General features: G+C 56.9%; 25 protein-coding genes and 1 pseudogene. 21 read left to right on the top strand and 5 right to left on the bottom strand.

Translation table 11 applies throughout. The features are described from left to right. Window positions 1-334: 334 nt before the first annotated feature. The gene (queG, locus tag ACLHDD_RS13315; protein WP_427104492.1) at window positions 335-1,474 is read right to left on the bottom strand and encodes a tRNA epoxyqueuosine(34) reductase QueG; all 1,140 of its coding nucleotides are present in this window, start codon (window positions 1,472-1,474) and stop codon (window positions 335-337) included. Here queG and nnr point away from each other — a divergent pair. From nnr to ACLHDD_RS13240, 15 genes and pseudogenes are all read left to right on the top strand, one after another. Continuing rightward, window positions 1,473-2,992, top strand: a pseudogene (nnr, locus tag ACLHDD_RS13310) (bifunctional ADP-dependent NAD(P)H-hydrate dehydratase/NAD(P)H-hydrate epimerase). The gene queG and the pseudogene nnr overlap by 2 nt on opposite strands. Continuing rightward, window positions 2,989-3,465 (top strand): tRNA (adenosine(37)-N6)-threonylcarbamoyltransferase complex ATPase subunit type 1 TsaE, encoded by a 477-nt coding sequence (gene tsaE, locus ACLHDD_RS13305; RefSeq protein ID WP_427104491.1) that lies wholly within the window; start codon window positions 2,989-2,991, stop codon window positions 3,463-3,465. Before nnr ends, tsaE begins: the two are co-directional and overlap by 4 nt. Then, a complete protein-coding gene (amiB, locus tag ACLHDD_RS13300) occupies window positions 3,462-5,129 on the top strand; it encodes an N-acetylmuramoyl-L-alanine amidase AmiB (RefSeq protein WP_427104490.1) in 1,668 nt (555 codons plus the stop codon). The genes tsaE and amiB overlap by 4 nt, the downstream gene beginning before the upstream one ends. Window positions 5,130-5,178: 49 nt before the next feature. Then, entirely contained in the window at window positions 5,179-7,044 is a 1,866-nt protein-coding gene (mutL, locus tag ACLHDD_RS13295) for a DNA mismatch repair endonuclease MutL (RefSeq protein WP_427104489.1), read from the top strand. Then, on the top strand, window positions 7,037-7,987 hold the full coding sequence (gene miaA, locus ACLHDD_RS13290) for a tRNA (adenosine(37)-N6)-dimethylallyltransferase MiaA (protein ID WP_427104488.1): 951 nt from the start codon (window positions 7,037-7,039) through the stop codon (window positions 7,985-7,987). Before mutL ends, miaA begins: the two co-directional genes overlap by 8 nt. Before the next feature lie 103 nt (window positions 7,988-8,090). After that, window positions 8,091-8,402 carry an RNA chaperone Hfq gene (gene hfq / locus ACLHDD_RS13285; RefSeq protein WP_128086226.1) on the top strand — a complete coding sequence of 104 codons (312 nt, stop codon included), beginning with the start codon at window positions 8,091-8,093 and terminating at the stop codon, window positions 8,400-8,402. 72 nt (window positions 8,403-8,474) lie between these two features. Next, entirely contained in the window at window positions 8,475-9,755 is a 1,281-nt protein-coding gene (gene hflX / locus ACLHDD_RS13280; protein WP_427104487.1) for a ribosome rescue GTPase HflX, read from the top strand. Between the two features lie 227 nt (window positions 9,756-9,982). After that, the gene (hflK, locus tag ACLHDD_RS13275) at window positions 9,983-11,221 is read left to right on the top strand and encodes an FtsH protease activity modulator HflK (protein WP_427104486.1); all 1,239 of its coding nucleotides are present in this window, start codon (window positions 9,983-9,985) and stop codon (window positions 11,219-11,221) included. Window positions 11,222-11,224: 3 nt separating this feature from the next. Beyond that, window positions 11,225-12,229, top strand: a complete 1,005-nt coding sequence (gene hflC / locus ACLHDD_RS13270; protein WP_128086223.1) for a protease modulator HflC — start codon at window positions 11,225-11,227, stop codon at window positions 12,227-12,229. Between the two features lie 56 nt (window positions 12,230-12,285). Further along, on the top strand, window positions 12,286-12,486 hold the full coding sequence (locus ACLHDD_RS13265; protein ID WP_313655326.1) for a DUF2065 domain-containing protein: 201 nt from the start codon (window positions 12,286-12,288) through the stop codon (window positions 12,484-12,486). 166 nt (window positions 12,487-12,652) lie between these two features. Then, a complete protein-coding gene (locus tag ACLHDD_RS13260; RefSeq protein WP_427104485.1) occupies window positions 12,653-13,951 on the top strand; it encodes an adenylosuccinate synthase in 1,299 nt (432 codons plus the stop codon). Window positions 13,952-14,170: 219 nt separating this feature from the next. Next, window positions 14,171-14,614, top strand: coding sequence for a nitric oxide-sensing transcriptional repressor NsrR (nsrR, locus tag ACLHDD_RS13255; protein WP_427104484.1), 444 nt, complete (start codon window positions 14,171-14,173; stop codon window positions 14,612-14,614). Window positions 14,615-14,630: 16 nt separating this feature from the next. Further along, on the top strand, window positions 14,631-17,126 hold the full coding sequence (rnr, locus tag ACLHDD_RS13250) for a ribonuclease R (protein ID WP_427104483.1): 2,496 nt from the start codon (window positions 14,631-14,633) through the stop codon (window positions 17,124-17,126). A gap of 81 nt (window positions 17,127-17,207) precedes the next feature. Continuing rightward, on the top strand, window positions 17,208-17,942 hold the full coding sequence (rlmB, locus tag ACLHDD_RS13245; protein WP_427104482.1) for a 23S rRNA (guanosine(2251)-2'-O)-methyltransferase RlmB: 735 nt from the start codon (window positions 17,208-17,210) through the stop codon (window positions 17,940-17,942). Between the two features lie 95 nt (window positions 17,943-18,037). Next, complete coding sequence (locus ACLHDD_RS13240) at window positions 18,038-19,666, top strand: isovaleryl-CoA dehydrogenase (protein WP_427104481.1); 1,629 nt, start codon at window positions 18,038-18,040, stop codon at window positions 19,664-19,666. Here ACLHDD_RS13240 and bsmA read toward each other — a convergent pair. Together bsmA and ACLHDD_RS13230 are read right to left on the bottom strand one after the other, a co-directional pair. Beyond that, window positions 19,640-19,966 carry a biofilm peroxide resistance protein BsmA gene (bsmA, locus tag ACLHDD_RS13235; protein WP_427104480.1) on the bottom strand — a complete coding sequence of 109 codons (327 nt, stop codon included), beginning with the start codon at window positions 19,964-19,966 and terminating at the stop codon, window positions 19,640-19,642. The genes ACLHDD_RS13240 and bsmA overlap by 27 nt on opposite strands. A 55-nt stretch (window positions 19,967-20,021) precedes the next feature. Further along, entirely contained in the window at window positions 20,022-21,953 is a 1,932-nt protein-coding gene (locus ACLHDD_RS13230) for a methyl-accepting chemotaxis protein (RefSeq protein WP_427104479.1), read from the bottom strand. A gap of 157 nt (window positions 21,954-22,110) precedes the next feature. On the opposite strand from ACLHDD_RS13230, the gene yjfP reads away from it, so the two are divergent. After that, window positions 22,111-22,860 carry an esterase gene (gene yjfP, locus ACLHDD_RS13225; RefSeq protein ID WP_427104478.1) on the top strand — a complete coding sequence of 250 codons (750 nt, stop codon included), beginning with the start codon at window positions 22,111-22,113 and terminating at the stop codon, window positions 22,858-22,860. Window positions 22,861-22,904: 44 nt separating this feature from the next. On the opposite strand, the gene ACLHDD_RS13220 is transcribed toward yjfP, so the two are convergent. Then, window positions 22,905-23,111 carry a hypothetical protein gene (locus ACLHDD_RS13220; RefSeq protein WP_427104477.1) on the bottom strand — a complete coding sequence of 69 codons (207 nt, stop codon included), beginning with the start codon at window positions 23,109-23,111 and terminating at the stop codon, window positions 22,905-22,907. Between the two features lie 404 nt (window positions 23,112-23,515). On the opposite strand from ACLHDD_RS13220, the gene rpsF reads away from it, so the two are divergent. From rpsF to rplI, 4 genes are read left to right on the top strand one after another with little or no spacing between them, the layout of a single operon-like run. After that, a complete protein-coding gene (gene rpsF / locus ACLHDD_RS13215; RefSeq protein ID WP_307569309.1) occupies window positions 23,516-23,911 on the top strand; it encodes a 30S ribosomal protein S6 in 396 nt (131 codons plus the stop codon). A gap of 6 nt (window positions 23,912-23,917) precedes the next feature. Further along, a complete protein-coding gene (gene priB, locus ACLHDD_RS13210; RefSeq protein ID WP_427104476.1) occupies window positions 23,918-24,235 on the top strand; it encodes a primosomal replication protein N in 318 nt (105 codons plus the stop codon). Window positions 24,236-24,239: 4 nt separating this feature from the next. Next, complete coding sequence (gene rpsR / locus ACLHDD_RS13205) at window positions 24,240-24,467, top strand: 30S ribosomal protein S18 (RefSeq protein ID WP_002210155.1); 228 nt, start codon at window positions 24,240-24,242, stop codon at window positions 24,465-24,467. Between the two features lie 39 nt (window positions 24,468-24,506). Beyond that, the gene (rplI, locus tag ACLHDD_RS13200) at window positions 24,507-24,956 is read left to right on the top strand and encodes a 50S ribosomal protein L9 (RefSeq protein WP_046102603.1); all 450 of its coding nucleotides are present in this window, start codon (window positions 24,507-24,509) and stop codon (window positions 24,954-24,956) included. A gap of 85 nt (window positions 24,957-25,041) precedes the next feature. Here the strand turns inward: rplI and ACLHDD_RS13195 are convergent, their stop codons facing one another. After that, window positions 25,042-25,605: an OapA family protein gene (locus ACLHDD_RS13195; RefSeq protein WP_427104475.1), complete on the bottom strand. Its 564-nt coding sequence runs from the start codon at window positions 25,603-25,605 to the stop codon at window positions 25,042-25,044. Window positions 25,606-25,941: 336 nt separating this feature from the next. On the opposite strand from ACLHDD_RS13195, the gene fklB reads away from it, so the two are divergent. Next, the gene (fklB, locus tag ACLHDD_RS13190) at window positions 25,942-26,562 is read left to right on the top strand and encodes an FKBP-type peptidyl-prolyl cis-trans isomerase (protein WP_313655310.1); all 621 of its coding nucleotides are present in this window, start codon (window positions 25,942-25,944) and stop codon (window positions 26,560-26,562) included. Window positions 26,563-26,597: the final 35 nt, after the last annotated feature.

The following is a 26,597-nucleotide window of genomic DNA, read 5'->3' as shown; positions in this document are numbered from 1 at the left end:
TGTTTCAGTCAATTTGTCCGGCTGGTTTGCGTCGGAGAGTATTGATAGTTTGCTGAAGGTTATCCACAGCGCGACACCCCATTCTTAGCGCCCATTAGCGCGATCTGTAAAATGTTTCTGAACAGACTTATCCACAGCTTTATGTTTTAAACGAAGCGCTAGTCTCATTATCAAATAAACACAAATTTTTTATAAAGCATTGATATATATGCTTTTGATAATATTTCAATTTGTTATTTAACAGCAAATTCAGCGTTGTTGCAGTTGAATGACAACAGATTTTTATTTTTATTCACAGCGTGTGGAAAACGCTTATCTTTGCCGGGCTGGTTAATCACGCATCACGCGGTAACCCTTTTTCAACGACACGTACCAGCCGTTTCTGCTGGGCTGGCTGCACATCGATAACGAGCTGTTCGCGTTTCTGCTGCTGCTGCGCAATTGCCCACTGAATATGTTCATCCAGCAGCTCACTCTCGCCGAGACGCCCTTCCAGCACCGGCAGGATATCGGCCGACCAGGGCGCATTACCCAGCGCGACGGCGACATTGCGTAGCCAGCGTAAATGACCAATCCGACGAATGGCCGAACCTTCGGTGATACGCAGAAACTTCGCTTCATCCCATTGAAACAGCGCGATCAGCTCCGGCGCATGCAGCGCGGCGCGTGGCGAAAAGTCGCTTTCGTCACTGAGCTGACCATAGCGATTCCACGGACAGATGAGCTGACAGTCATCACAGCCATAAATCCGGTTACCCATCAGTGGACGGAATGCTTCCGGTATTGCGCCTTCCAGCTCAATAGTCAGATAGGAAATACAGCGACGGGCATCCACGACGTAGGGCTCGACGATAGCGCCGGTGGGGCAGATGGTCATGCAGGCGACACAGCGGCCACACTGCTCCGGTTGCGGGGTATCCACCGGCAGCGGAATGTCGATCAACAGTTCACCAAGGAAAAACCACGAGCCCGCTTCCCGATTCAGAATCAGCGAATGTTTGCCGGTCCAGCCGAGCCCGGCTTTCGCCGCCAGCGGACGTTCCAGTAGCGGGGCGGAGTCGACAAAGGGACGAAAATTAAGTGTGCTGCAATGCGCCTGGATCATTTCTCCAAGCTTTTTCAGTCGATTGCGCAATACTTTGTGGTAATCGCGGCCTAATGCATAACGGCTGACATAGCCCAGGCGGGGATTTTTCAGCGTGCTGGCAAAGGCGGCTTTGGCCGGAAGGTAGTTCATGCGAACGCTGATCACACGCAGCGTACCAGGCAGCAGTTCATGCGGACGCGCCCGCATCATGCCGTGTCGCGCCATCCACTCCATCTCGCCATGATACTGCTTGTCCAGCCACGCCTGCAGACGCGGCTCTTCGGCACTGAGATCGGTATCGGTGATGCCGACCTGCTGGAAGCCGAGTTCGGCGCCCCACTGTTTAATCTGTTGTGCGAGTTGTTCAAGATCGAGAGGGTATGACATGAGTAACCAGGATTCGAAGAAAAACAGTTGCAGTTTACCATATTCTGTCTGGCCTGCGCAGGCGGTGGCGCAGCTTGAGCAAAGGGGAGCCGATGCGCTCGGGATCACCCTGTATGAGCTGATGTTACGCGCCGGGCAGGCGGCTTTTATGCATCTGACTGCGCACTGGCCGCAGGCCAGCCACTGGCTGATTCTGTGCGGGCATGGCAATAACGGTGGGGATGGCTATGTGGTGGCGCGGCTGGGCCAGGCCGCAGGCAAAACGGTAACGCTGCTGGCGTGCGAAAGCGACAAAGCGTTACCGCAAGCGGCGCAGCGTGCACGCGATGCCTGGCTGGACGCAGGTGGTGAAATTCATGCCGCCGATGCGGTCTGGCCAGAGCAGATCGATGTGATTGTCGATGCCTTGCTGGGGACAGGTTGCCAGCGTGCGCCGGACGAACCTTACGCCTCGCTGATTGCGCGAGCCAATGCTCATGCGGCACCCGTTCTCGCGATAGATATCCCGTCCGGCTTATCGGCCCGCAACGGCACGGCACCGGGGGCAACCATAGATGCCTGCCATACGCTGAGTCTGGTGGCGCTTAAGCCGGGTCAGATTACCGGCAAGGCACGTGATCACATTGGCAAACTCTATTTTGCCGATCTGGGGCTGGCTACTTTTCTGGCAGGCGAGACGGCACCCATTGCCCGCTACGATGCTCGCGCATTATCCCGCTGGCTTAAGCCACGTAAGCCTACCTCGCATAAGGGCAGTCACGGTCGTCTGCTGGTCGTAGGGGGGATGCCGGTACGGCCGGAGCGGTGCGCATGACGGCTGAGGCTGCGCTGCGCTGCGGCAGTGGGTTAGTGCGAGTGCTTACTCATAAACATAACATTATCCCGATTCTCACCGCCCGTCCCGAAATTATGGTCGATGAACTGACCGATGAACGGCTGACGGAGGCGCTGGCGTGGGCTGATGTCATTGCCATCGGTCCCGGTCTGGGTCAGCGGGAGTGGGGAAAGCGGGCGTTAAAGCAGGTAGAGGGCAGTCAAAAGCCAATGCTTTGGGACGCGGATGCACTTAACCTGCTGGCAATCAGTGCAGAGAAACGTCAGAATCGCATTATTACGCCGCATCCTGGCGAAGCGGCGCGTTTGCTTAATATTGAGACCAGTGAAATTGAGAGTGACCGCTTACATGCAGCGAAGACACTGGCGCAGCGTTATGGTGGTGTCGTGGTCCTGAAAGGGGCCGGTACGCTGATTGCCAGCGAGCAGGGAGAAATGGCCTTTGCTGATGTTGGCAATGCAGGTATGGCATCTGGCGGAATGGGCGATCTTCTGAGTGGCATCATCGCCTCGCTGGTGGGTCAGAAACTGACGCTGTTTGATGCAGCCTGCGCGGGCTGTGTGGCGCACGGTGCCACAGCCGATGCGGTCGCGGCGCAGCGTGGAACGCGCGGTATGCTGGCCACCGATTTACTGGATCTCCTGTGGCAGTTTGTTAATCCTGAGATGAATAAAGAAGCATGAAGACCTGTGTTATCCCTTTGCCCGATGAGGCGGCTACGCTCAGTTTGGGCGCTCAGCTGGCGCGCGCCTGTGGCAGCGCGGCAGTCATTTATCTCTATGGCGATCTGGGGGCGGGTAAAACGACCTTCAGCCGCGGCTTTTTGCAGGCGCTGGGCCATCAGGGCAACGTTAAAAGCCCAACCTATACCCTGGTTGAGCCTTACGTGCTGGCCGGCCGGACCCTTTACCATTTCGACCTCTATCGCCTCGCCGATCCGGAAGAGCTGGAGTTTATGGGGATCCGCGACTATTTCAGCGGTGAGGCGATCTGTCTGGTCGAATGGCCGCAGCAGGGCGCCGGATTTCTGCCGTCGCCTGACCTCACCTTAACGCTGCGCTACGTGGGCGAGGCGCGGGAAGCGGAGCTGACGGCGCAATCCGCGTCAGGTCAGCAGTGGGTTGAACTTTTCAGCCAGGGCAGGGAACAGGCATGATGTCACGGATGAAAATCGCGCTGGTGTCACTGCTGCTGGTCTCTGCTCCGCTGTTTGCCGCCACGCTGTCAGATATTAAAGTGGCGAACGGTGACAGCCAGGCAACCATCACCCTGAATTTTTCCGGACAGCCGGTCTATGGCTATTTCCCGCTGCACAACCCCGATCGCGTGGTGCTCGACGTCCGCCAGAGCGGTGTGGTGCAGGGGTTACCGCTGAACTTCAGCGGTGAGAACATCGTCAGGCGCATTCGCAGCAGTACCCCAAAGGACAAGCAGAGTGTGCGGCTGGTGTTTGAACTGACCCAGGCGGGGAAAACCCGGGCGGTCACCCAGCGCGACGGCAACAACTATAGCGTGATTTTCACCGTTACCGGCAAGCGGCCTGTGGTGAAGCAGAGTGAGCCTGCACCAGCGATCGCGCCAACGCCTGTGCCGGCTCAGAGTGCTGCTGCGGCTAATCCGTTCAATGCGAATCCGGTGACGGCGGTGACCAGCACGGCCAGCACCGTGCGTCCTGGCAGTCGCGTCAGCCAGAATGACACCGTGATTGTGGCCATCGATGCCGGACATGGTGGCCAGGATCCAGGCGCGATTGGCCAGCGCGGCCTGAAAGAGAAGAACGTGACGATTGCGATCGCCCGTAAATTGCGGGTGCTGCTGAACAACGATCCGATGTTTAAAGGCGTGCTGACACGCGATGGCGACTATTTTATTTCGGTCATGGGACGTTCTGATGTCGCGCGTAAAGCTAATGCCAACGTGCTGGTGTCGATCCATGCGGATGCGGCCCCAAGCCATGCAGCGACCGGCGCATCGGTCTGGGTGCTGTCAAACCGTCGCGCCAACAATGAAATGGCCAACTGGCTGGAGCAGAAAGAGAAGCAGTCTGAGCTACTGGGCGGTGCCGGTGATCTGCTGGCCAACAGTCAGGCCGATCCTTATCTCAGCCAGGCGGTACTTGATCTGCAGTTCGGTCACTCGCAGCGCGTCGGCTATGACATTGCTCAGAAAGTCCTGCAGCAGCTGCGCAGCGTCACCTCGCTGCACAAACGTCTGCCTGAGCACGCCAGCCTTGGCGTCCTGCGTTCGCCGGACATTCCCTCTTTGCTGGTGGAAACCGGCTTTATCAGTAATTCCTCGGAGGAGCGACTGCTAGGCAGTAGCGCACACCAGGATAAGATTGCGCAGTCGATCTACAAAGGTCTGCGCACTTATTTCCTGGCGCACCCGCTGCAATCCATCCCAAAGGAGGAAAACCTGCCGCTGGGCTCGTCGCCAGCGGTGAGCGTCGCCAGTAATCCGGCGACCGGGGTGACGCACTATACCGGCCCCACGCAGCGGCATACCGTTACGCGCGGGGAGACGCTCTCCGGCATTGCCGCGAAGTATGGTGTCAGCATGGCCACGCTGCGTGACATGAATACCCTGAAGCGTGATGTCGTGTGGATCGGCCAGCGGCTGAAAGTGCCAGCCAGTGCGGCCGCCAGCCGGACCACCCGCGCTGCTCCGCGCGGTATGGTTCGCCATAAGGTCGTCGTCGGCGATTCCCTGACCGGGATTGCGGCGCACTACGGCGTCAGCCCGAAAGCAATAATGCAGACCAATAACCTGAAGTCGACCAACGTCATGTTGGGGCAGAACCTGAAAATCCCTGCATCCTGATTGTGTGCCCGGCCGCTGCGCCGGGCTGTCAGCTAATAGGATATCCACTATGCCGATACAAATTTTACCGCCTCAGCTGGCAAACCAGATTGCGGCGGGTGAAGTGGTTGAACGTCCTGCCTCGGTTGTCAAAGAGCTGGTGGAGAACAGTCTGGATGCGGGTGCGACACGCATCGATATCGATATCGAGAAGGGCGGCGCTAAGCTGATCCGCATTCGCGACAACGGCTGCGGCATCGTGAAAAGCGAGCTGTCGATGGCGCTGGCCCGACACGCCACCAGTAAAATCGCCTCACTGGACGATCTGGAAGCGATTATGAGTCTGGGCTTCCGCGGTGAAGCGCTGGCCAGTATCAGTTCTGTCTCTCGTCTGACGCTCACCTCCCGCACCGCCGATCAGAGTGAAGCCTGGCAGGCTTATGCTGAAGGGCGCGATATGGCAGTGACGGTCAAACCGGCGGCGCATCCCTGTGGCACCACGCTGGAGGTACTGGATCTCTTTTACAACACGCCGGCACGCCGCAGATTCATGCGCACCGAGAAAACCGAGTTCGGGCATATCGACGAAGTGATTCGGCGTATTGCGCTGGCACGCTTTGATGTCGCCCTTTCGCTGAGTCATAACGGCAAAATGATGCGTCAGTATCGGGCTGTGAATGAGGAGAGTCAGCGTGAACGGCGGCTGGCCGCCATTTGCGGCACCACTTTTATGCAGCACGCGCTGCGCATCGACTGGCAACACGATGATCTCGCGCTGCGTGGCTGGGTGGCCGATCCCGCCGGTTCGCGTCAGGTAACGGAGCTGCAGTATTGCTATGTTAACGGCCGGATGATGCGCGATAAGCTGATTAACCATGCAATCCGCCAGGCTTTCCAGACACAGCTTCAGGATGAGCAGCAGCCCGCTTACGTGCTCTACCTGGAGATCGACCCTCATCAGGTGGATGTCAACGTCCATCCGGCCAAGCATGAAGTCCGGTTCCACCAGTCGCGTCTGGTGCATGACTTTATCTACCAGGGCGTAGTCAGCGCGCTGCAGGCGATTGCGACGCCTGCGCTACCTGCGCTGAAGGCGGAAGAAAGCACCCCGCGCTGGCAGCCGGAGAATCGTCAGGCGGCCGGAGGCAATCATTTCGCCCAGCCTGCGTCGTCGCCCGGTGAGCGTAAACCGGCGGCATCCGTCCGGGAAACGCCGCCTGCAGCGGCACCGGCCTGGCAGAATAAAGAGAACCTTTACCGGCAGCGTGAAGGCGCGGTGTACCAGCAGCTGCTGAAAACGCCCGCCGATAGCGCGCCGTCATCAAAAGCGCCTGAACCGGAACTGCGCCGGACCGAAAAGGTTTCGCCGCTGGCGGCCCATACACAGAGTTTTGGCCGGGTACTGACTGTAATGCAGAACCACTATGCACTGCTGGAACAGGATCAGATGCTTTTTCTGATGGCGCTGCCAGTGGCGGCGCGCTGGCTGAAACAGGCACAGCTTGAACCGGGCGAGGAGGGGCTGAAACCGCAGCCTCTGCTGATTCCGGTACGGCTGAAAATGGCCCGGGAGGAACGCGAAGCGGCGCGTAAAAACAGCAGTCTGCTCAACCAGATGGGGATTGAACTTCAGGCAGACGGCGACCACGTTACCCTGCGTGCGGTGCCTTTACCGTTACGAACACAAAATTTACAAATCTTGATTCCTGAGCTGTTAGGCTATCTCGCCCGGCAGCAGGAGAACTCTGCGACGCAACTGGCTCAGTGGCTGGCGCGACAGCAGGATACGGAGTCCTCCAGCTGGAATCACTCACAGGCGATTAACCTGCTGGCAGAGCTTGAACGGCTCTGTCCACAGTTACTGAAATCGCCGCCTTCAGGCTTATTACAGCCCATAGAGATTGAGAGCGCGGTGAACGCGTTGAAGCATGAGTGAACTAAACCAGGCTGGCCGGCCAAAGGCTATTTTTTTGATGGGACCCACAGCATCTGGCAAGACGGCACTCGCCATCGAGCTGCGTAAGCAGCTACCAGTGGAACTGATCAGCGTCGATTCTGCCTTAATCTATCGTCAGATGGATATTGGTACGGCAAAACCGTCGGCTGAGGAGTTAGCTGTGGCGCCCCATCGTCTGCTCGACATCCGCGATCCCGCAGAGGCCTATTCGGCCGCGGAGTTCCGGCGGGATGCGTTAGCAGAAATGGCGGAGATCGTCGCAGCAGGACGAATACCGCTGCTTGTTGGTGGAACCATGCTCTACTTCAAGGCGTTACTTGAAGGATTGTCGCCGCTGCCCCCGGCCGATCCGGAGATTCGTCAGCAGATAGAGCAAACGGCGCGTGAAAAAGGCTGGGAAGCTTTGCACCGCCAGCTGTGTGAAGTCGACCCGGTTGCCGGCAGTCGTATTCATCCGAATGATCCGCAGAGACTTTCGCGAGCACTGGAAGTTTTTTTTATTTCGGGTAAAACTTTAACGGAACTGACTAAAACATCCGGTGAAGCGTTACCCTACGACGTGCATCAGTTTGCTATCGCCCCCGCGAGCCGTGAACTGCTGCACCAGCGCATCGCGTTGCGTTTTGAGCAGATGTTGGCGTCAGGATTTGAAGCGGAGTCTCGGGCCCTGTTTGCACGAGGTGATTTGCATACGGACATGCCTTCTATCCGTTGTGTTGGTTATCGTCAGATGTGGTCTTATTTATCGGGCGAAATCGATTATGGCGAGATGGTTTATCGGGGAATTTGCGCAACCCGGCAGCTTGCTAAGCGACAGATAACATGGTTACGTGGCTGGGAAAATATTCACTGGCTTGACAGTGACGAGCCCCGGCTGGCGCGTGATACAGTGTTACAGGTTCTTAGTGCGAAGCATGGGTGATTGTGTACAATTGATGGGTTATCGTGCGCAAATTTTTACGCAGTTTTTTCAGAACCATAGGTTCTACGAGCAACATACAACAAGCATATAAGGAAAAGATAGAATGGCTAAGGGGCAATCATTACAAGACCCGTTTTTGAACGCACTGCGTCGTGAACGTGTTCCGGTTTCGATTTATCTGGTTAACGGTATTAAGCTGCAGGGTCAGATTGAGTCATTTGATCAGTTCGTCATTTTGTTGAAAAACACGGTAAGTCAGATGGTCTATAAGCACGCCATTTCTACCGTTGTTCCTTCGCGCCCGGTTTCTCACCATAGCAATAATACCGGTGGCGGCAGCAACAATTACCATCACGGTGGCAGCAACACACCTGCGCAGCCACAGCCACAACAAGACGGTGATCACGCAGAGTAACGCGTCGCCGTATAGCCAGGTGCGGAGAACAGCGGTTTTCCGTCCTGGTCTTTTATTTAGGGAGGTTATAGCTTGTTTGACCGTTATGATGCCGGCGAGCAGGCCGTACTGGTACACATCTGGTTCTCCCAGGACAAAGAAGTAGAAGATTTGCAGGAGTTTGAAACCCTGGTCTCTTCTGCTGGCGTTGAGGCGCTGCAAGTGGTCACTGGCAGTCGTAAAGCGCCACACCCCAAGTATTTTGTCGGTGAAGGAAAGGCCGTTGAAATTGCCGATGCGGTAAAAACAACTGGAGCATCGGTCGTATTATTCGATCATGCCCTTACGCCCGCTCAGGAGAGAAACCTCGAGCGTCTGTGCGAATGCCGGGTTATCGATCGCACCGGTTTGATTCTGGATATCTTTGCCCAACGCGCACGCACCCATGAAGGTAAATTGCAGGTTGAGCTGGCGCAGCTTCGCCATCTTGCCACACGTCTGGTGCGCGGCTGGACTCACCTTGAACGTCAGAAAGGCGGGATCGGCTTACGCGGTCCGGGTGAAACACAATTAGAAACCGACCGCCGTCTGTTGCGCGGTCGCATCAGTCAGATTCTGTCCCGTCTTGAGCGGGTGGAAAAACAGCGTGAGCAGGGGCGTCAGTCGCGCGCCAAAGCAGATATCCCGACCGTGTCGCTGGTGGGGTATACCAACGCCGGTAAGTCGACCCTGTTTAATGCCGTGACGTCGGCCAACGTCTTCGCCGCAGATCAGCTGTTTGCGACGCTGGATCCGACGCTGCGCCGTCTGAATGTGGCCGATGTCGGGGATGTGGTTCTGGCGGACACCGTCGGCTTTATTCGCCATCTTCCTCACGACCTGGTTGCTGCTTTTAAAGCTACGCTGCAGGAGACACGCCAGGCGACGCTCTTACTGCATGTCATTGATGGCGCTGACCTGCGCGTCACGGAGAATATCGCCGCCGTCGATACCGTTCTGGAAGAGATTGAAGCGGACGAAATTCCGACGTTACTGGTCATGAACAAAATCGATATGCTCGACGGGTTCGAACCGCGTATTGATCGTAACGAAGAGAATCTGCCTGTCCGCGTCTGGCTTTCTGCCCAGACAGGCGAAGGCATTCCGTTGCTGTGGCAGGCGCTGTCTGAGCGTCTGTCGGGTGAAATTGCCCAGCATACATTGCGTCTGCCGCCAGAAGCAGGCCGCCTTCGCAGCCGTTTCTATCAGCTGCAGGCGATTGAGAAAGAGTGGAATGAAGAAGACGGCAGGGTAGGATTACAGATACGTATGCCCATCATTGAATGGATGCGTTTATGTAAACAGGAACCGTCGCTGACCAGTTACATTATTTGATATTGCCCAAACGCATTTACCCTAAAAATGGAAGATTGTCGCATTTTCGTTGCATGACCGAATACGCAGGATTTACCCGGTTAGCTCGGATTTCAGCACGGCGGCAACGGCGTTTATCGCCGGGCTCTTACGCAGGTAAGTGACCGGCGTCAGCGAAGGCAGCCAGTACCGCTGCAATCCGAAAAATGAAGGGTAAAAACCGTAATTACAATAAATGGAGTAGAAACATGGCGTGGAATCAGCCCGGAAATAACGGACAGGACCGCGACCCGTGGGGAAGCAGCAATAATCAAGGCGGCAACTCTGGGGGGTATAAGGGAGGACGGGAATCCGGGCCTCCTGATCTGGATGATATCTTCCGTAAGCTGAGCAAGAAGCTTGGTGGACTGGGCGGTGGCAAACAGAACGACAACGGTCAGCGCAGCTCTGGCAGCGGCGGTAAAATCGTTGGCATCGTGGCGGTTGCTGCGGTAGTCATCTGGGCTGCCAGCGGTTTCTACACCATTAAAGAAGCGGAACGCGGCGTGGTGACTCGCTTTGGTAAATTCAGTCATCTGGTCGAACCGGGCCTGAACTGGAAGCCAACCTTTATCGATCAGGTGCGTGCGGTTAACGTCGAATCAGTGCGTGAACTGGCGGCCTCTGGCGTGATGCTGACCTCGGATGAGAATGTTGTACGCGTCGAAATGAACGTGCAGTACCGCGTGACCGATCCGGAACGCTATCTGTATGCGGTCACCAGCGCGGATGACAGCCTGCGTCAGGCCACGGACAGTGCGCTGCGTGGTGTGATTGGCCGTTCTACTATGGACCGCATCCTGACTGAAGGCCGTACTGTGGTGCGTAGTGATACCCAGCGTGAAATCGACGAGACAATCCGCCCTTATAACATGGGCATCGCGGTGCTGGACGTCAACTTCCAGGCTGCACGGCCGCCGGAAGAAGTGAAGTCTGCGTTTGATGACGCGATTGCCGCACGCGAAAACCGCGAGCAGTACGTTCGTGAAGCTGAAGCTTATGCGAATGAAGTGCAGCCACGGGCAAATGGTCAGGCGCAACGTATTCTGGAAGAAGCGCGTGCTTACAAAGAGCGTACCGTTCTGGAAGCGCAGGGTGAAGTGGCGCGTTTCGCCAAGATTCTGCCGGAGTATAAAGCCGCACCGGAAATCACCAAAGAGCGTCTGTATATCGAAACCATGGAACGTGTGCTGAGTCATACCCGCAAAGTTCTGGTTAACGATCGGGGTAACAACCTGATGATGCTGCCGCTGGATCAGCTGATGCGTGGCGGTCAGGCTTCATCGGGACACACGGGTCAGAAAGGTGCGAACAGTGCTTCTCTGCCTGCTATCTCCGATCGCAGCGCGAGCCGCAGTGACACGTCGTCATACAGTCCGGACAACATCATGGATCAGCGTCGGGCCAATGCTCAGCGCAGCGACAGCCAGCGCGAAGGGAGAGAGTAATCGATGCGTAAGCCAATAGTATTTTTGATCATTGTCGTGCTGGTGGCGCTCTATGCGTCGCTGTTTGTGGTACAGGAAGGACAGCGGGGCATCGTCCTGCGCTTTGGTAAAGTGCTGCGCGATGGCGAAAACAAGCCGCAGGTGTTTGCGCCGGGTCTGCACTTCAAGATCCCCTTCCTGGAAACGGTGAAAACCCTGGATGCGCGTATTCAGACTATGGACAACCAGGCCGATCGCTTCGTGACCAAAGAGAAGAAAGATCTGATCGTGGACTCCTACATCAAATGGCGTATCAGTGACTTCAGTCGCTATTACCTTGCGACGGGTGGCGGCGATGTCTCTCAGGCGGAAGTGCTGCTGAAACGTAAGTTCAGTGACCGCCTGCGTTCTGAAATGGGTCGTCTGGATGTGAAGGATATCGTCACTGATTCCCGTGGTCGTCTGACGACAGATGTTCGCGATGCGCTTAATACTGGTTCGGCGGGCAGCGATGATGAAATCGCTACGCCAGCAGCGGATGACGCGATTGCCAGCGCAGCGGCGCGTGTTGAACGTGAAACCAATAGCAATGAGCCGGCGCCGAACCCGAACAGTATGGCGGCACTGGGTATTCAGGTGGTGGATGTGCGTATCAAGCAAATCAACCTGCCGACCGAAGTTTCTGATGCCATCTTTAACCGTATGCGCGCAGAGCGTGAAGCGGTAGCGCGTAGTCAGCGTTCGCAGGGTCAGGAAGAAGCGGAGAAGCTGCGCGCCCAGGCGGATTATCAGGTGACACGTACACTGGCTGAAGCTCAGCGTGAAGCCCTGATTACCCGGGGTGATGGTGATGCAGAAACGGCCCGGCTGTTTGCGGATGCGTTCAGCAAGGATCCTGACTTCTACGCCTTTATCCGCAGCCTGCGTGCTTACGAAAACAGCTTCAGCGAAAATCAGGATGTCATGGTGTTAAGCCCGGATAGCGACTTCTTCCGATATATGAAGGCGCCCTCTAACGCGACACGTTAAGAACTGATATAACCTGTGGGCCGACAATGTTGTCGGCCTTTTTTTTGGGTATCAGAATGAAAACAAGCATCTGGATGGCACTGGCACTGGTATTAGTACTGGAAGGGTTAGGGCCTATGTTTATGCCACGCGCCTGGCGACGCTGGATCCTGACGGTTTCCCGTCTGCCTGACCGTTTGCTGCACCGCTTTGGCGGCGGACTGGTGGTCGCAGGTATGGTGATTTACTGTATGCTCAGCCTGCATGGCAATCTGTGAGTTTGCGGTTAAGACCGCCTAAATTGTGCTTTCTGCCTCTCTTTTCCCCAACATGTTGTAGTGAGCAAAACTCAGGCAAAAAAGCGCGCAATCGTATGCTAAAAGTGCTGAAAACCGCAGGATCAGATGGTAGAATCCTTTTTTAAGCAATCGGTGATTTTGAGAAATGGGTAAGAACGTCGTCGTACTGGGCACCCAATGGGGTGACGAAGGTAAAGGTAAGATTGTAGACCTTCTGACTGAGCGCGCGAATTACGTTGTGCGTTATCAAGGCGGCCACAATGCGGGCCACACGCTTGTCATCAACGGTGAAAAAACCGTCCTCCACCTGATCCCTTCTGGCATTCTGCGCGATAACGTGACCAGCATCATTGGTAACGGCGTAGTGCTTTCTCCTGAAGCCTTAATGAAAGAGATGAAAGGTCTGGAAGCACGCGGAATTCCGGTACGCGAACGTCTGCTGATTTCTGAGGCCTGTCCGCTGATTCTGCAATATCACGTTGCGATGGACATGGCGCGTGAACGTGCGCGTGGTGCAAAAGCGATTGGCACCACGGGGCGCGGCATCGGACCAGCTTATGAAGATAAGGTGGCACGCCGCGCGCTGCGCATCAGCGACCTGTTTAACAAAGAAACCTTTGCTGCCAAGCTGAAAGAAGTCGTCGATTTCTACAACTTCCAGCTGGTCGAGTACTACAAAGAGCCGGCAGTCGACTTCGACAAAGTGCTGAGCGATGTCATGGAAGTTGCAGACATTCTGACCGGTATGGTTGTTGACGTCTCAGAACTGCTGGACACCGCGCGTCAGCGTGGCGACCTGATTATGTTTGAAGGCGCGCAGGGTACACTGCTGGATATCGACCACGGCACCTATCCGTATGTGACGTCATCCAACACCACTGCAGGTGGCGTGGCAACGGGCTCGGGCATCGGTCCGCGCTATGTCGACTACGTGCTGGGGATCGTGAAAGCGTACTCCACCCGCGTGGGTGCTGGCCCGTTCCCGACTGAGCTGTTTGATGAAACCGGCGAATTCCTCTGTGCACAGGGCCATGAGTTTGGCGCGACAACGGGTCGTCGTCGTCGCACTGGCTGGCTGGATGCGGTCGCGGTTCGTCGCGCGGTGCAGATTAACTCCCTGTCAGGTTTCTGCATGACCAAGCTGGACGTGCTGGATGGCCTGAAAGAAGTGAAAATCTGTGTGGCTTACCGTATGCCTGATGGCCGTGAAGTGACCAGCACGCCGCTGGCCGCAGAGAACTGGGAAGGCATTGAGCCGATCTATGAAACCCTGCCAGGCTGGAGCGAGAAAACATTTGGCGTGAAGACGCTGGAAGGCCTGCCTCAGGCTGCGCGTGATTACATCAAGCGTGTAGAAGAGGTTACCGGCGTACCGATTGATATCATCTCAACCGGTCCCGATCGCAGTGAAACAATGATTCTGCGCGACCCGTTTGACGCGTAATCATTCAGGCCGGACACTGTCCGGCCCTTGTTTTTTCCACTCTCTGATGCCACTTAAGCTCCCTTCGCTTGTCAAATCCTGTGCTGGCTGAAAAAAACGCACGTCAAAACAGACTCTGGTTTATCATCGTAGTTAATCGAATGGCGATCCAAATTAATTCTGACATCAACCGTAAAGCGATTTGCACGATGTCGTGCCTGAAGTTTTACTGAGGTTACTGTGCAGCTCACAAGTTTTACTGATTATGGCCTGCGGGCCCTGATTTATCTGGCCTCCCTGCCCGAAGGCCAGCAGACCAATATTACGGAAGTGACGAACACGTACGGTTTGTCACGTAACCACATGGTCAAAATCATTAATCAGCTGAGCCGGGAAGGCTACGTCGCTGCGACACGCGGTAAGAACGGCGGGATTCGTCTGGGGATGTCACCCCGCGAGATTGTGATCGGCGATGTCGTACGAAAAATGGAACCACTACAATTAGTGGATTGCGCCTCCTGCGCCATTACGCCAGCCTGCCGTCTTAAGCAGGCTCTGCATGATGCAGTGCAGCGATTTTTGCAGGAGCTGGATAGCTATACGCTGGCAGATTTGGTCGAAGGGAATACACCACTCTATGAAATCATTCTGTCCCTGTCGCCAGCGGAATCAAATATTAAATGACATCGGAGGAACCGTTATGTCAAAAGATCCTTTTCAGGATAGAGAAGCTGAAAAATACGAAAATCCTATTCCAAGCCGGGAATTTATTCTGGCTCTGTTAGAGAAACGTGAAAAACCGGCCAGCCGTGAAGAGCTGGCTGAAGAGATGAATCTGCACAACGAAGAGCAACTTGAGGCGCTGCGTCGCCGCCTTCGCGCAATGGAGCGTGATGGTCAGCTGGTCTTCACCCGCCGTCAATGCTATGCGCTGCCAGAACGTCTTGACCTCCTGCGCGGTAAAGTTATCGGCCATCGTGATGGCTATGGCTTCCTGCGGGCTGAAGGTCAGAAAGATGACCTCTACCTGTCTGCTGAACAGATGAAATTCTGCATGCATGGGGATGTGATTCTGGCGCAGCCGCTGGGTGCGGACCGCAAAGGCCGTCGTGAGGCGCGCGTGGTTCGCGTGCAGGAGCCCCGCAACAATCAGATCGTTGGCCGCTACTTTACCGATGCCGGAGCGGGCTTCGTGGTACCGGACGACAGCCGCCTGAGTTTCGATATTCTCATTCCGCCGGAAGAGACGATGAACGCCCGCATGGGGTCCGTGGTAGTGGTGGAGCTGGTTCAGCGTCCTAACCGTCGCAGCAAGGCGATTGGTAAAGTGACGGAGATCCTGGGCGATGATATGGGCACCAGCCTGGCCGTGGATATGGCGCTGCGCACCCATGAAATCCCTCACACCTGGCCGCCGGAAGTGGAAGCGCAGGTCAGCCAGCTGAAAGAAGAGGTGCCGGAAGAGGCGAAAAAAGGCCGCGTCGATCTGCGCAAGCTGCCGCTGGTCACCATTGATGGTGAAGATGCACGTGATTTCGACGATGCCGTCTACTGTGAGAAGAAACGCGGTGGCGGATGGCGTCTGTGGGTCGCTATCGCCGATGTCAGCTACTACGTTCGTCCGGGCACGCCTCTGGATAACGAAGCGCACCAGCGTGGTACCTCGGTCTACTTCCCATCGCAGGTCGTACCGATGCTGCCGGAAGTGCTGTCCAACGGCTTATGTTCGCTCAATCCGCAGGTTGACCGCCTCTGTATGGTCTGCGAAATGACCATTTCCAGCAAAGGTAAACTCACCGGCTTTAAACACTACGAAGCGGTGATGAACTCCCATGCGCGTCTGACTTATAACAAAGTCTGGAACATTCTGCAGGGCGACACAGAATTACGTCAGCACTACGCGCCGCTGGTGAAAGACCTGGAAGAGCTGCATAACCTCTATCAGGTGCTGGATGCGGCGCGCGAAGAGCGCGGCGGCATTTCCTTTGAAACGGAAGAGGCGAAGTTTATCTTCAACGCCGAGCGCCGTATTGAGCGCGTCGAACGCGCGTCGCGCAATGACGCGCACAAGCTGATCGAAGAGTGCATGATCCTGGCTAACATCGCCTCGGCACGCTTTGTAGAGAAAAATCAGGAACCCGCGCTGTTCCGCGATCACGATCGCCCGACAGATGAGAGCATCAAGAGCTTCCGGACCGTGCTCAACGAGCTGGGTCTGAGCCTGCCCGGTGGCAACAAACCGCAGCCGGTCGATTATGCGGCTCTGCTGAAGCAGGTCGCTGACCGTCCTGATGCAGAAATGCTGCAAACCATGCTGCTGCGTTCTATGAAGCAGGCTGTGTACGATCCGGAAAACCGTGGCCACTTTGGTCTGGCGCTCTCGTCGTATGCCCACTTTACGTCACCGATTCGTCGTTATCCGGACCTGACGCTGCACCGCGCCATCAAATATCTGCTGGCCAAAGAGCAGGATCAGGGAAAAGGTCTGGTGCAGCGCGCGATCAAATACCTGATGCCGAAAGAGCGCAGCGTAGCCAGCGATATGACGACGGCGACCGGCGGCTATCACTACGACATGCCGCAGATGCTGCAGCTGGGTCTTCACTGCTCCCTGACTGAACGCCGTGCCGATGAAGCGACGCGCGATGTCGCGGACTGGCTCAAATGTGACTTCATGCAGGATCAGGTCGGCAACGTCTTCAACGGCGTGATCTCCAGCGTTACCGGCTTTGGTTTCTTTGTCCGCCTGAGCGATCTCTTTATTGATGGTCTGGTCCACGTCTCGACGCTCGACAACGACTACTACCGTTTTGACCCGGTAGGTCAGCGTCTGATCGGCGAATCTGGCGGTCGCACCTATCGCCTGGGGGACGCGGTTGAAGTACGGGTAGAAGCCGTTCACATGGACGAGCGTAAGATCGACTTCGCCCTGATCGCCAGCCAGCGCCAGGTGCGCGGTGAAGGCAAAACCGCGCGTGACCGCGCGAAGCGTGACGACCAGGCGCCGGCGAAGCGTCGGCGTAACGTGAGCAAAAAGTCGAATTTCGAGCCGGATGCTGCGTTCCGCGGCAACAAGGGAAAAGGCACCGCAGAGAGTGGCGGGAAAAAAAGTAAAAACGTCTCGGAAAAAACCCGTAAAATCGCCGCCGCCACAAAGGCGAAGCGTGCCAGAAAAAAGGCTGAGCCTGAGAGCTGAGTCTGATCTGATACGCGCATCCGCCTTCTCTTCCCAAAGAGAGGGCGGTTATTCATTTATTTCTAAACACTGAGCAGATCGATGAGCGAAATTATTTTTGGTATCCACGCCGTGCAGGCGCTGCTGGAACGTAACCCACAACGTTTCCAGGAAGTCTTTATCCTCAAAGGCCGCGACGACCGTCGCCTGCAACCTGTTATTGCCGCGCTGGAAGCTCAGGGGATCGTGATTCAGCTGGCGGAGCGCAAATGGCTCGACAGCCAGGTTGAAGGTGGTGTTCATCAGGGGATCATCGCCCGGGTGAAACCCGGCCGTCAGTATCAGGAAGGCGACCTGCCGGACCTGCTGCAGGGTCTGGAAAAACCCTTCCTGCTGGTACTGGATGGCGTAACGGATCCGCACAATCTGGGAGCCTGTCTGCGCAGTGCCGATGCGGCGGGCGTTCACGCGGTTATCGTACCAAAAGATCGCTCTGCGCCGCTGAATGCCACCGCTAAAAAAGTGGCCAGTGGGGCGGCCGAGAGTGTGCCATTGATCCGTGTCACTAACCTGGCCCGTACGCTGCGTCTGCTGCAGGAGTACAACATCTGGGTGGTCGGTACCGCAGGTGAAGCTGACCATACGGTCTTCCAGAGCAAAATGACCGGCCCGATGGCGCTGGTCATGGGCGCGGAAGGCGAAGGGATGCGTCGTCTGACCCGCGAACACTGTGATGAGCTGATCAGCATTCCGATGGCGGGTAGCGTCTCTTCACTGAATGTGTCAGTCGCAACCGGTGTCTGCCTGTTCGAAGCGGTGCGCCAGCGCAACGCCTGATTTTCCCTGTGATCCCCGCCACACATTCGTTTCTGTACCAGGCATAACCTTGCGTCACTCGCATACTGACTGAGTGACTTCCGTAAGGAGTGGTTATGACCTGGACAACACACACCGTTTTTAATCAGCCTCATCCTCTGAGCAACAGCAACCTCTTCCTGTCTGATACGCCGCTCGGCGAGGCGCTGTCTCGCGAAGGGGCCGGCTGGGATCGGGAATGGCTGGCGTCGGTGGGCCAGCAGCTGGGCAGCGCCGAGTCGCTGGAGCTGGGCCGGCTTGCCAATGCAGAACCCCCTGAACTGCTGCGCTACGACGCCCGGGGCGAGCGCCTGGACGAGGTCCGTTTTCATCCCGCCTGGCACTTACTGATGCAGGGCGTCTGTGCCAGCCGGCTGCATAACCTCAGCTGGCAACCGACGGTACGTGAGCAGGCGGGTGTGGCGCGCGCGGCGCGCTTTATTCTGCACGCCCAGGTAGAGGCGGGCACGCTTTGCCCCATGACGATGACGCATGCAGCGATTCCGTTGCTTCAGCGCTGGCTGCCCGCCCAGTTTGAAGACTGGATCGATCCGCTGCTCAGCGATCGTTACGACACTCATGCCCAGCCTGGCGACCAGAAACGGGGGCTGCTGATCGGGATGGGAATGACAGAAAAGCAGGGCGGCAGCGATCTGCTTATCAGTACCACCCGCGCGGAACCGCTGGACACGCGAGGCCCCGGCGAAGCTTACCGGCTGACCGGCCACAAGTGGTTCTTTTCCGTGCCGCAGAGCGATGCACATCTGGTGCTGGCTCAGACGCCTGTCGGCTTAAGCTGCTTTTTCCTGCCGCGCCTGCTGCCCGACGGGACACGTAACGCCATTCAGCTTGAACAGCTCAAAGATAAGCTGGGCAATCGCTCGAACGCCAGCGGTGAGGTGGAGTTCCGCGACGCGACCGGCTGGCTGCTGGGAGAAGAGGGCGAAGGCGTGCGGCTGATCCTGAAAATGGCCGGGATGACACGTTTCGACTGCGCGCTCGGCAGCCATGGCCAGATGCGCCGCGCCTTCTCAGTAGCGCTCTGGCATGCGCATCAGCGTCAGGTCATGGGCAAGAGTCTGCTGGCGCAGCCCCTGATGCGGCAGGTGCTGGCCCGGCAGGCGTTGCAACTGGAGGGACAAACCGCGCTGCTGATGCGGCTGGCGCGCGCCTGGTCACAACCGGCAAACGCACATGAGGCCACTTTTGCCCGGCTAATGACCCCGGCAGCGAAATATCAGATCTGCAAAGCAGGAATGCCATTTGTAGCGGAGTCGATGGAAGTGCTGGGCGGCATCGGTTACTGCGAAGCGAGTGAGCTGCCTCGTCTCTATCGTGATATGCCGGTGAACAGTATCTGGGAGGGATCGGGCAACGTCATGTGCCTGGATGTTCTGCGCGTGCTTGGCCGTCATGCCGACGTGATGACAATGCTGAACCAGGAATTTGAGACGGTGAAAGGGAGTAATCGTCACTTTGATGCCGGCTGGCGTCAGCTGCGGCTGAAACTCCGTCAGGTGCCTGAAGAGCAGGCACGCGAGGTAACCCGCGCGCTGCTGCAGCTGGCAACAGGCGCGCAGCTGCTGAAATATGCCGAACCGCCGCTGGCCGATGCCTGGTGCCAGCAGTGGCTCGATCCCCGCGGTTTACGTCCGCTGGATCCGGTCGTGATCGAGCGGCTACTGGCGCGCGCCTGCGGCCGGTGAGGCGCCATAGAGTATGGCGCTGGCGTACCATAAGCCCGGCATGACCGTTTCGCTCAGCATCACAATCTGATAGTAAGCGGCGCCAGCCTGATTCGCCTGCGCGGCAACGGCCCGCTGCGCATCATCCGGCGACCCGTGCACATTGACGGTAATGTTGCCCAGCCTCGGTAAACCGCCACTCTGCGCCCGTGATATCTCCTGCGCCTGCGACGTCGGTGCGGGCGGCGCTTTAGGTGTTGTCTCAAGCGCGGAACAGCCTGCCAGCAACAGACTTATCACCAGTAAATAAACGGAACGCATAGCAACCCCCGGTTCAGGACGAAACAGTAAGTGTATGTCATCGCCCTGAACGTCGTCAGGATTTCAGGCTGAAAACGCTGACCAGCTGCGTCAGGTGATGTCCTTTATCGCTCAGACTCTGTGCGCTGTTCTCCGCCTGAGCCACCAGTTCACTGTTCTGATGCGTGGCCTGGCTGATCTGGTTCATCGCCTGATTGACCTGACCAATGCCCGCCGCCTGCTGCTGCGCCGCCACATTGATCTCGCCCATCAGCGCCTGCACCTGCTCGATGTGCGTCACAATGTCGGTCATCGCATCGCGCGTCTGCTCAGACAGCTGATGACCTTCGGCCACGTTGCCGATGGAGGTCGCAATCAGCCCGTCAATCTCTTTGGCGGCCTGCGCAGAACGCTGCGCCAGTGCGCGCACTTCGGCGGCGACTACCGCAAAACCGCGACCCTGTTCACCAGCGCGCGCGGCTTCCACCGCGGCGTTCAGCGCCAGGATATTGGTCTGGAAGGCGATCGACTCAATGACGTGTGTAATATCCGCAATGCTCTGCGAGGAAACCTTAATGGCCGACATGGTGCTGACCGAACGAATCACCGTCTGGCTGCCATGACTGACAATCTCGCTGGCTTCGGCCACCAGTGACATCGCCTGACGCAGGCTGTCTGCAGTGTGCTCAACCGTGGCACCAAACTGCTCCATGCTGGCGGACGTCTCCTCCACGCTGCTGGCCTGACGCCCGATCTGCTCGCTGATGTTATGGCTGCTGGCCGCAATAGTGTCAGTGCCCTGGCTGATCTCCTGGGCGGCACCACGCACCTGGCTGACGATTTTCTCCAGGCCATTGCCAATGCCGTTAATGGCGATGATCAGCTGGCCCACTTCGTCACGTCGCGGGGTTTCCAGATGGACCTGCAGATTACCGGCAGCGTACTGCTCCGCCAGATGAATAACCTGCTGCAGCGGACGGGTAATCGCCCGACGGCTGTACCAGACATACCCCAGCGCAAAGATCACCACCAGCACCAGTCCGGTGATCAGGAACAGGTTCCGGCTCTGCATGATGGGGGCAAGCAGGCTGGCCTGGTTGACTTCGCCGGTGATGACCCAGTTCCAGCCCGGCAGATGCTGCCAGGCCAGGATCTTTTGCTCACCGTCGATCTCTACCTGCTGCATACCCTGCGACTGCGTCAGCAAAGGCGTTAAGATGGCGCTGTCCCACGCGGGCTGTTTTCCTTCATCTTCCTGTGCGAACAGATACTGGCCCTGCGTCTTGCCGGGCGTACCGTTGAGTACAAAGAAGCGACCGCTGTCGCTCAGTCGGCGCGCCAGGATCTTTTCACGCATCATCGCATACTGTTTATCAATGCCTACGCCAACAAACAGGATGGCGACGACGTTGCCACGCTCATCTCTGACCGGCTGATACTGTGTGATGTAGCGATGGCCAAACAGAGTAGCCAGACCCTGATAGACGTTGCCCTGATGAACGCTTTTCCATGCTGCACCGCTACGGTCGAGCTGGGTGCCAATCGCGCGGCTGCCATCCTGCTTTTTCAGCGAGGTTGAAATACGGATAAAATCATCGCCGTCGCGTACGAAAATGGTGGCGACGGCGGCGGTGCGTTCGGTGAAATCGTCGACGGCAGTCTGATCGAGGTTCAGCGTCTTTAATCCGGCGCGCAGCACCGGCGTTGAAAAGTCACCCACCTGCACTCTGGCGGTATCATCCAGGCTGAAACCCTTAGGAAGAAAACTGGTAAACAGACTGGTGTAGTGTGTCACCTCTTCGGTCAGGGTGGCATTAAACATAGAGGCCATTTCACTGATGCCCTGCACCTGATTGTGCATGTCATCGATGGCAAGATTTTCCAGCTGGCGCGAAGCATTGTGGCTTTGAGTCAGTGTCAGAACCAGCAACAGCAGCGCTACGCTCAGGGACGTCATAACTGACAGCTTAACGCCAAGACTCAGTCCGCTGAGAGAGAGACGCTTCATAAATTACCTTTGAATAAGTTAGAGGGGTACACCATCAACGGCAATGCGCAGAAAAAGTTTAGCGCGATAATAACGGCGTCTGCCGCGCAGGCGATTTCGCAAACGCCTGTGCAGCGCGTACACTTGAACTCCCTGTTTTCCCCCTTCAGGAGAGACCATGATCGAACTCACCACCGACACGCTGGCCGGTATCGACTGTCTGCACGCCACCCCCGCCGGACAACGGCATCAGCCGCTGCCCACCGTGCTGTTTTATCACGGGTTTACCTCATCTAAAGAGGTCTATGCCTACTTCGCAGTGGCCCTGGCGCAGGCCGGATTCCGGGCGGTGATGCCGGACGCCGAGCTGCACGGCGCGCGTTATTACGGTGACGCAGAGGCTCGTCTTGACCGCTTCTGGGAGATCCTGAAACAGAACATCGATGAACTGCCGCAGCTGGAAGCCGCGCTGCATGGCAGCAACCTGATTGCAGAGGGGCGTTTTGCGGTGGCGGGAGCCTCGATGGGCGGCATGACCGCGCTGGGCGCGATGGCGCGCTATCCGCAGATCCAGAGTGTCGCCTGTATGATGGGCTCAGGCTATTTTATGCAGCTCAGCCAGTCGCTGTTTCCGCCGCGGGTGGCCGACACGCCAGCGCGACAGGCACAGTTTGCCGCCCGCATGGCCCCGCTGGCGGAGTATGACCCCTGTAACCGGCTGGAAGCCCTGGCAGATCGTCCACTGCTGCTATGGCATGGTGAGGCGGATGAGGTGGTGCCCTGGGCGGAAAGCGTGCGGCTGGAGAGGGCGCTACGTGACAAGGGACTGGCGCAGCATCTGACTGTGCTCTCCGAAAAAGCGATTGGGCATAAGATCACCCCGTCGGCCCTGACGGCGCTGGTGAGCTTTTTCACCCACCATCTGTAATGCAGACGGGGGGCGCGTGGCGCTGCCGCCCGTCTGTAACGGCCTTACCAGTGGGCAGACGCTTTTTTTGCGGCGCTGGCAGGCATACCGACCGGGTTTCTTTCCGGCGTATCGAGCCGGTTAACGTAGACGTAACCCGATGCCACTTCGCTACTGTGACTTCTTATCTGCTGCGCACAGTCAGCGGGGCTGGCAAGAGCGGGTAGAGACAGGAAGAGACCCAGGAGGGTGGCGATGACGAACCTTTTCATGTCCGACTCCTCACTTCAGGGAACACACTCTGAACGCTGTCACTCAGGCACCGGCAGCGTCTCAGTAAATTTTAGCGACTGGCGACATTATCGCCAGTGCGTCCCTCTGAACCTCATCATCAGCCTTTTTGAACAACCTGCGATTAAGCTGCTGTATTCCCGCCATTAGCACAAAAAGGCACAGGTTCTGGCACGACGCCCGCGATTTGTTTAAATGTGCGCTTGAGTTCGGGCGCGGTCGCCAGTATGATTACGCGTCAATTTTTCAGCCGCATTCTCAGGCTGTGTCCCACAAGCGCTCGCGATTGCGAACTTTTGTGGGACACAGCCTATAACGTTCCTTGCTTCCATGGGCCGCGGCTGACCCCGACAGGAGGCTGAATAATCCGTAAGGAGCAATTTCGATGCGTCATTACGAAATCGTATTTATGGTTCATCCTGACCAGAGCGAACAGGTTCCTGGCATGATCGAGCGTTACACTGGTGCTATCACTGGTGCACAGGGCACGATTCACCGCCTGGAAGACTGGGGCCGTCGTCAGCTGGCTTACCCGATCAACAAACTGCACAAAGCGCATTACGTTCTGATGAACGTTGAAGCGCCGCAGGAAGTGATCGATGAGCTGGAAACAAACTTCCGCTTCAACGACGCCGTTATCCGTAGCATGGTTATGCGCGTTAAACACGCGGTAACTGAAGCATCACCGATGGTTAAAGCGAAAGATGAGCGTCGTGATCGTCGCGAAGATTTTGCTAACGAATCCGCTGATGAGTCAGATGCTGGGGATTCTGAAGAGTAATCCATCGTGACGGTCAATCGGCTTCGCCTGTCAGGCACTGTGTGCAGGACACCGGTTCGAAGAGTGAGTCCGTCAGGAATTCCGCACTGTCAGTTTGTGCTTGAGCACCGCTCAGTGCAGGAGGAGGCCGGGTTTCATCGGCAAGCCTGGTGTCGTATGCCTGTGATTATCAGTGGCAGCGTCCATCAGGTGATTACTCAACATATAACGGTCGGCACGCAACTCACACTCGACGGTTTCATTAGTTGCCATCAGGCACGAAATGGCCAGAGCAAAGTGGTGTTCCATGCCGAGCAGATTGAATTGATAGATTCTGGAGACTAGCCTAATGGCACGTTATTTCCGTCGTCGCAAGTTCTGCCGTTTCACCGCGGAAGGCGTTGTTGAGATCGATTACAAAGACATCGCAACGTTAAAAAATTACATTACCGAAAGCGGTAAAATTGTCCCGAGCCGTATCACCGGTACTCGTGCAAAATACCAGCGTCAGTTGGCTCGCTGCATCAAGCGCGCGCGTTACCTGTCTCTGCTGCCGTACACTGATCGTCATCAGTAATCGGCAACTGTCCATTAACGACTTTAAGAGGATAAGGTAATGCAAGTTATTCTGCTTGATAAAGTAGCAAACCTGGGCAGCCTGGGTGATCAGGTTAACGTTAAAGCGGGCTACGCTCGTAACTTCCTGGTACCACAGGGCAAAGCTGTTCCTGCCACCAGGAAAAACGTTGAGTATTTCGAAGCACGTCGCGCTGAACTGGAAGCCAAACTGGCTGACGTTCAGTCTGCAGCTACTGCACGCGCTGAGAAGATCAATGCACTGGGCACCGTGACCATCACGTCTAAAGCAGGCGATGAAGGTAAACTGTTCGGTTCAATCGGTACCCGCGACATCGCTGATGCAGTTACTGCAGCTGGCGTTGACGTAGCGAAGAGCGAAGTTCGTCTGCCGAACGGCGTTCTGCGTACCACCGGTGAGCATGAAGTGGACTTCCAGGTTCACAGCGATGTATTCGCTAAGCTGACCGTAAAAGTTGTTGCAGGTTAATCTGATTAACTGAGCACGACAAAAAAGACGCCGGCCCTGTGCCGGCGTTTTTGTTTTTGTCACTCTCTCTGCGACGGTTCGCCGCTTACTGCGCCCGAATGAAGCTGCCGTCTGGCTGGCGGGTAAAGAGCACCGGGCCGCTGGCGCTGTCGACCGTCAGACCCGTCACGGTGCCCTGTGCATCCTGTCGGATTTTCACCTGCTGACCACTTTTCAGTGAGCTCAGCGGCTGATCGTTACCTTCCACCCGCGCCATCGCAAACACATCATTCACCGGCAGGCTATTGTCGCGAAACAGCTGCGCCAGCGTCTGACCCGAGGCGATGGTCAGGCTGCGCCATGCCCCCTGAGAATCGGCCCTGGGTGTCTGCTGTGCGGCAGAAGAGGCGGGCTGACGACTGCCGCTATTGTTATCATAAATATCCGCCTGCATCGGCACCTTTTTTTCTGCGGAGGGCGTCGCGGGCTGTTCGACCGGATAACGCAGCGTGCTGGCGGGCCAGAGAAACGCGACCAGTATCACCAGCAGGGCCAGCACGATGCCGCGCCGGTGCGGCGCAGGCAGCGGATCCATCCAGCTGATGTGATCGGTAAAATGCCAGATACGCTGAAGCCATGCTGGCAGGCGGGACGACGCGTCTGAAGCCATTCGGGGTTCCTCCTCTCCGGCAGGCCGCTGTGGCCTGCGTGCGGCCAGCTAGGCCTGCAGCCGGGAAACGGTGTGTGTTGCACGCATCCTGCGACGACGTGGGGCAATCTGGCCCATGTTGACTCTCTTATTCGTATGCTTGAGACGGGTAAATCCCATCAATAGTTATAGTATGGGCAATACTGGCGCGAAGTGCCTGCCAGCATTCATAAAATTGACGGCTCTATTGTTTCCTTTTCATCAGTAAAAGTCATCTGCGATGCAGGGCATTTTACGCCAGCGGCCTGCGCTGCTATGCTGCCGGTTCGAATTTATCCGAGAGTGAAAGGAACGAAGATGACTACCCCTTCTTTCGACAGCGTCGAAGCACAAGCAAGTTACGGTATTGGTTTACAGGTTGGCCAGCAGTTGCTGGAATCTGGTCTGCAGGGGCTGCAGCCAGAAGCACTGCTCGCGGGCCTGCGCGACGCGCTGGAAGGGAACTCGCCGGCCGTTCCGGTTGATGTGGTTCATCGCGCACTGCGTGAAGTGCATGAACGCGCTGAAGGCGTGCGTCGTGAGCGCACCGAAGCGATGGCCGCAGAAGGCCAGGCCTTCCTGCAGGAGAATGCACAGCGTGAAGGCGTGAACAGCACCGAATCGGGCCTGCAATTCAGCGTGATCACGCAGGGCGAAGGTCCTATCCCATCACGTCAGGATCGCGTTCGCGTTCACTACACGGGCAAACTGATCGACGGCAGCGTGTTCGACAGCTCCGTTGCGCGTGGTGAACCGGCAGAATTCCCGGTAAGCGGCGTGATCCCAGGCTGGATCGAAGCCCTGACCCTGATGCCGGTTGGCTCGAAGTGGGAACTGGTGATTCCTCAGAACCTCGCCTACGGCGAGCGTGGCGCGGGTGCCTCTATCCCGCCATTCAGTACCCTGGTCTTCGAAGTCGAACTGCTGGAAATCCTGTAATCTTCAGCGCTGCAACCCGCGGGTTGCAGCGTTTC

The organism is Pantoea sp. NSTU24 (genome assembly GCF_050157905.1).
Taxonomy (GTDB): Bacteria; Pseudomonadota; Gammaproteobacteria; order Enterobacterales; family Enterobacteriaceae; genus Pantoea.
This window is presented reverse-complemented; position numbering and strand designations above follow the sequence as displayed.

Bases quoted from the DNA above. Each gene is read 5' to 3' on its own strand.
- hfq (WP_128086226.1), top strand. From the start codon at position 8,091: ATGGCTAAGGGGCAATCATTACAAGACCCGTTTTTGAACGCACTGCGT.
- yjfP (WP_427104478.1), top strand. From the start codon at position 22,111: ATGATCGAACTCACCACCGACACGCTGGCCGGTATCGACTGTCTGCAC.
- rpsR (WP_002210155.1), top strand. From the start codon at position 24,240: ATGGCACGTTATTTCCGTCGTCGCAAGTTCTGCCGTTTCACCGCGGAA.
- rpsF (WP_307569309.1), top strand. From the start codon at position 23,516: ATGCGTCATTACGAAATCGTATTTATGGTTCATCCTGACCAGAGCGAA.
- amiB (WP_427104490.1), top strand. From the start codon at position 3,462: ATGATGTCACGGATGAAAATCGCGCTGGTGTCACTGCTGCTGGTCTCT.
- hflK (WP_427104486.1), top strand. From the start codon at position 9,983: ATGGCGTGGAATCAGCCCGGAAATAACGGACAGGACCGCGACCCGTGG.
- ACLHDD_RS13265 (WP_313655326.1), top strand. From the start codon at position 12,286: ATGAAAACAAGCATCTGGATGGCACTGGCACTGGTATTAGTACTGGAA.
- ACLHDD_RS13240 (WP_427104481.1), top strand. From the start codon at position 18,038: ATGACCTGGACAACACACACCGTTTTTAATCAGCCTCATCCTCTGAGC.
- fklB (WP_313655310.1), top strand. From the start codon at position 25,942: ATGACTACCCCTTCTTTCGACAGCGTCGAAGCACAAGCAAGTTACGGT.
- ACLHDD_RS13260 (WP_427104485.1), top strand. From the start codon at position 12,653: ATGGGTAAGAACGTCGTCGTACTGGGCACCCAATGGGGTGACGAAGGT.
- ACLHDD_RS13230 (WP_427104479.1), bottom strand. From the start codon at position 21,953: ATGAAGCGTCTCTCTCTCAGCGGACTGAGTCTTGGCGTTAAGCTGTCA.
- queG (WP_427104492.1), bottom strand. From the start codon at position 1,474: ATGTCATACCCTCTCGATCTTGAACAACTCGCACAACAGATTAAACAG.
- ACLHDD_RS13220 (WP_427104477.1), bottom strand. From the start codon at position 23,111: ATGAAAAGGTTCGTCATCGCCACCCTCCTGGGTCTCTTCCTGTCTCTA.
- rnr (WP_427104483.1), top strand. From the start codon at position 14,631: ATGTCAAAAGATCCTTTTCAGGATAGAGAAGCTGAAAAATACGAAAAT.
- mutL (WP_427104489.1), top strand. From the start codon at position 5,179: ATGCCGATACAAATTTTACCGCCTCAGCTGGCAAACCAGATTGCGGCG.
- ACLHDD_RS13195 (WP_427104475.1), bottom strand. From the start codon at position 25,605: ATGGCTTCAGACGCGTCGTCCCGCCTGCCAGCATGGCTTCAGCGTATC.
- miaA (WP_427104488.1), top strand. From the start codon at position 7,037: ATGAGTGAACTAAACCAGGCTGGCCGGCCAAAGGCTATTTTTTTGATG.
- rlmB (WP_427104482.1), top strand. From the start codon at position 17,208: ATGAGCGAAATTATTTTTGGTATCCACGCCGTGCAGGCGCTGCTGGAA.
- tsaE (WP_427104491.1), top strand. From the start codon at position 2,989: ATGAAGACCTGTGTTATCCCTTTGCCCGATGAGGCGGCTACGCTCAGT.
- bsmA (WP_427104480.1), bottom strand. From the start codon at position 19,966: ATGCGTTCCGTTTATTTACTGGTGATAAGTCTGTTGCTGGCAGGCTGT.
- rplI (WP_046102603.1), top strand. From the start codon at position 24,507: ATGCAAGTTATTCTGCTTGATAAAGTAGCAAACCTGGGCAGCCTGGGT.
- hflC (WP_128086223.1), top strand. From the start codon at position 11,225: ATGCGTAAGCCAATAGTATTTTTGATCATTGTCGTGCTGGTGGCGCTC.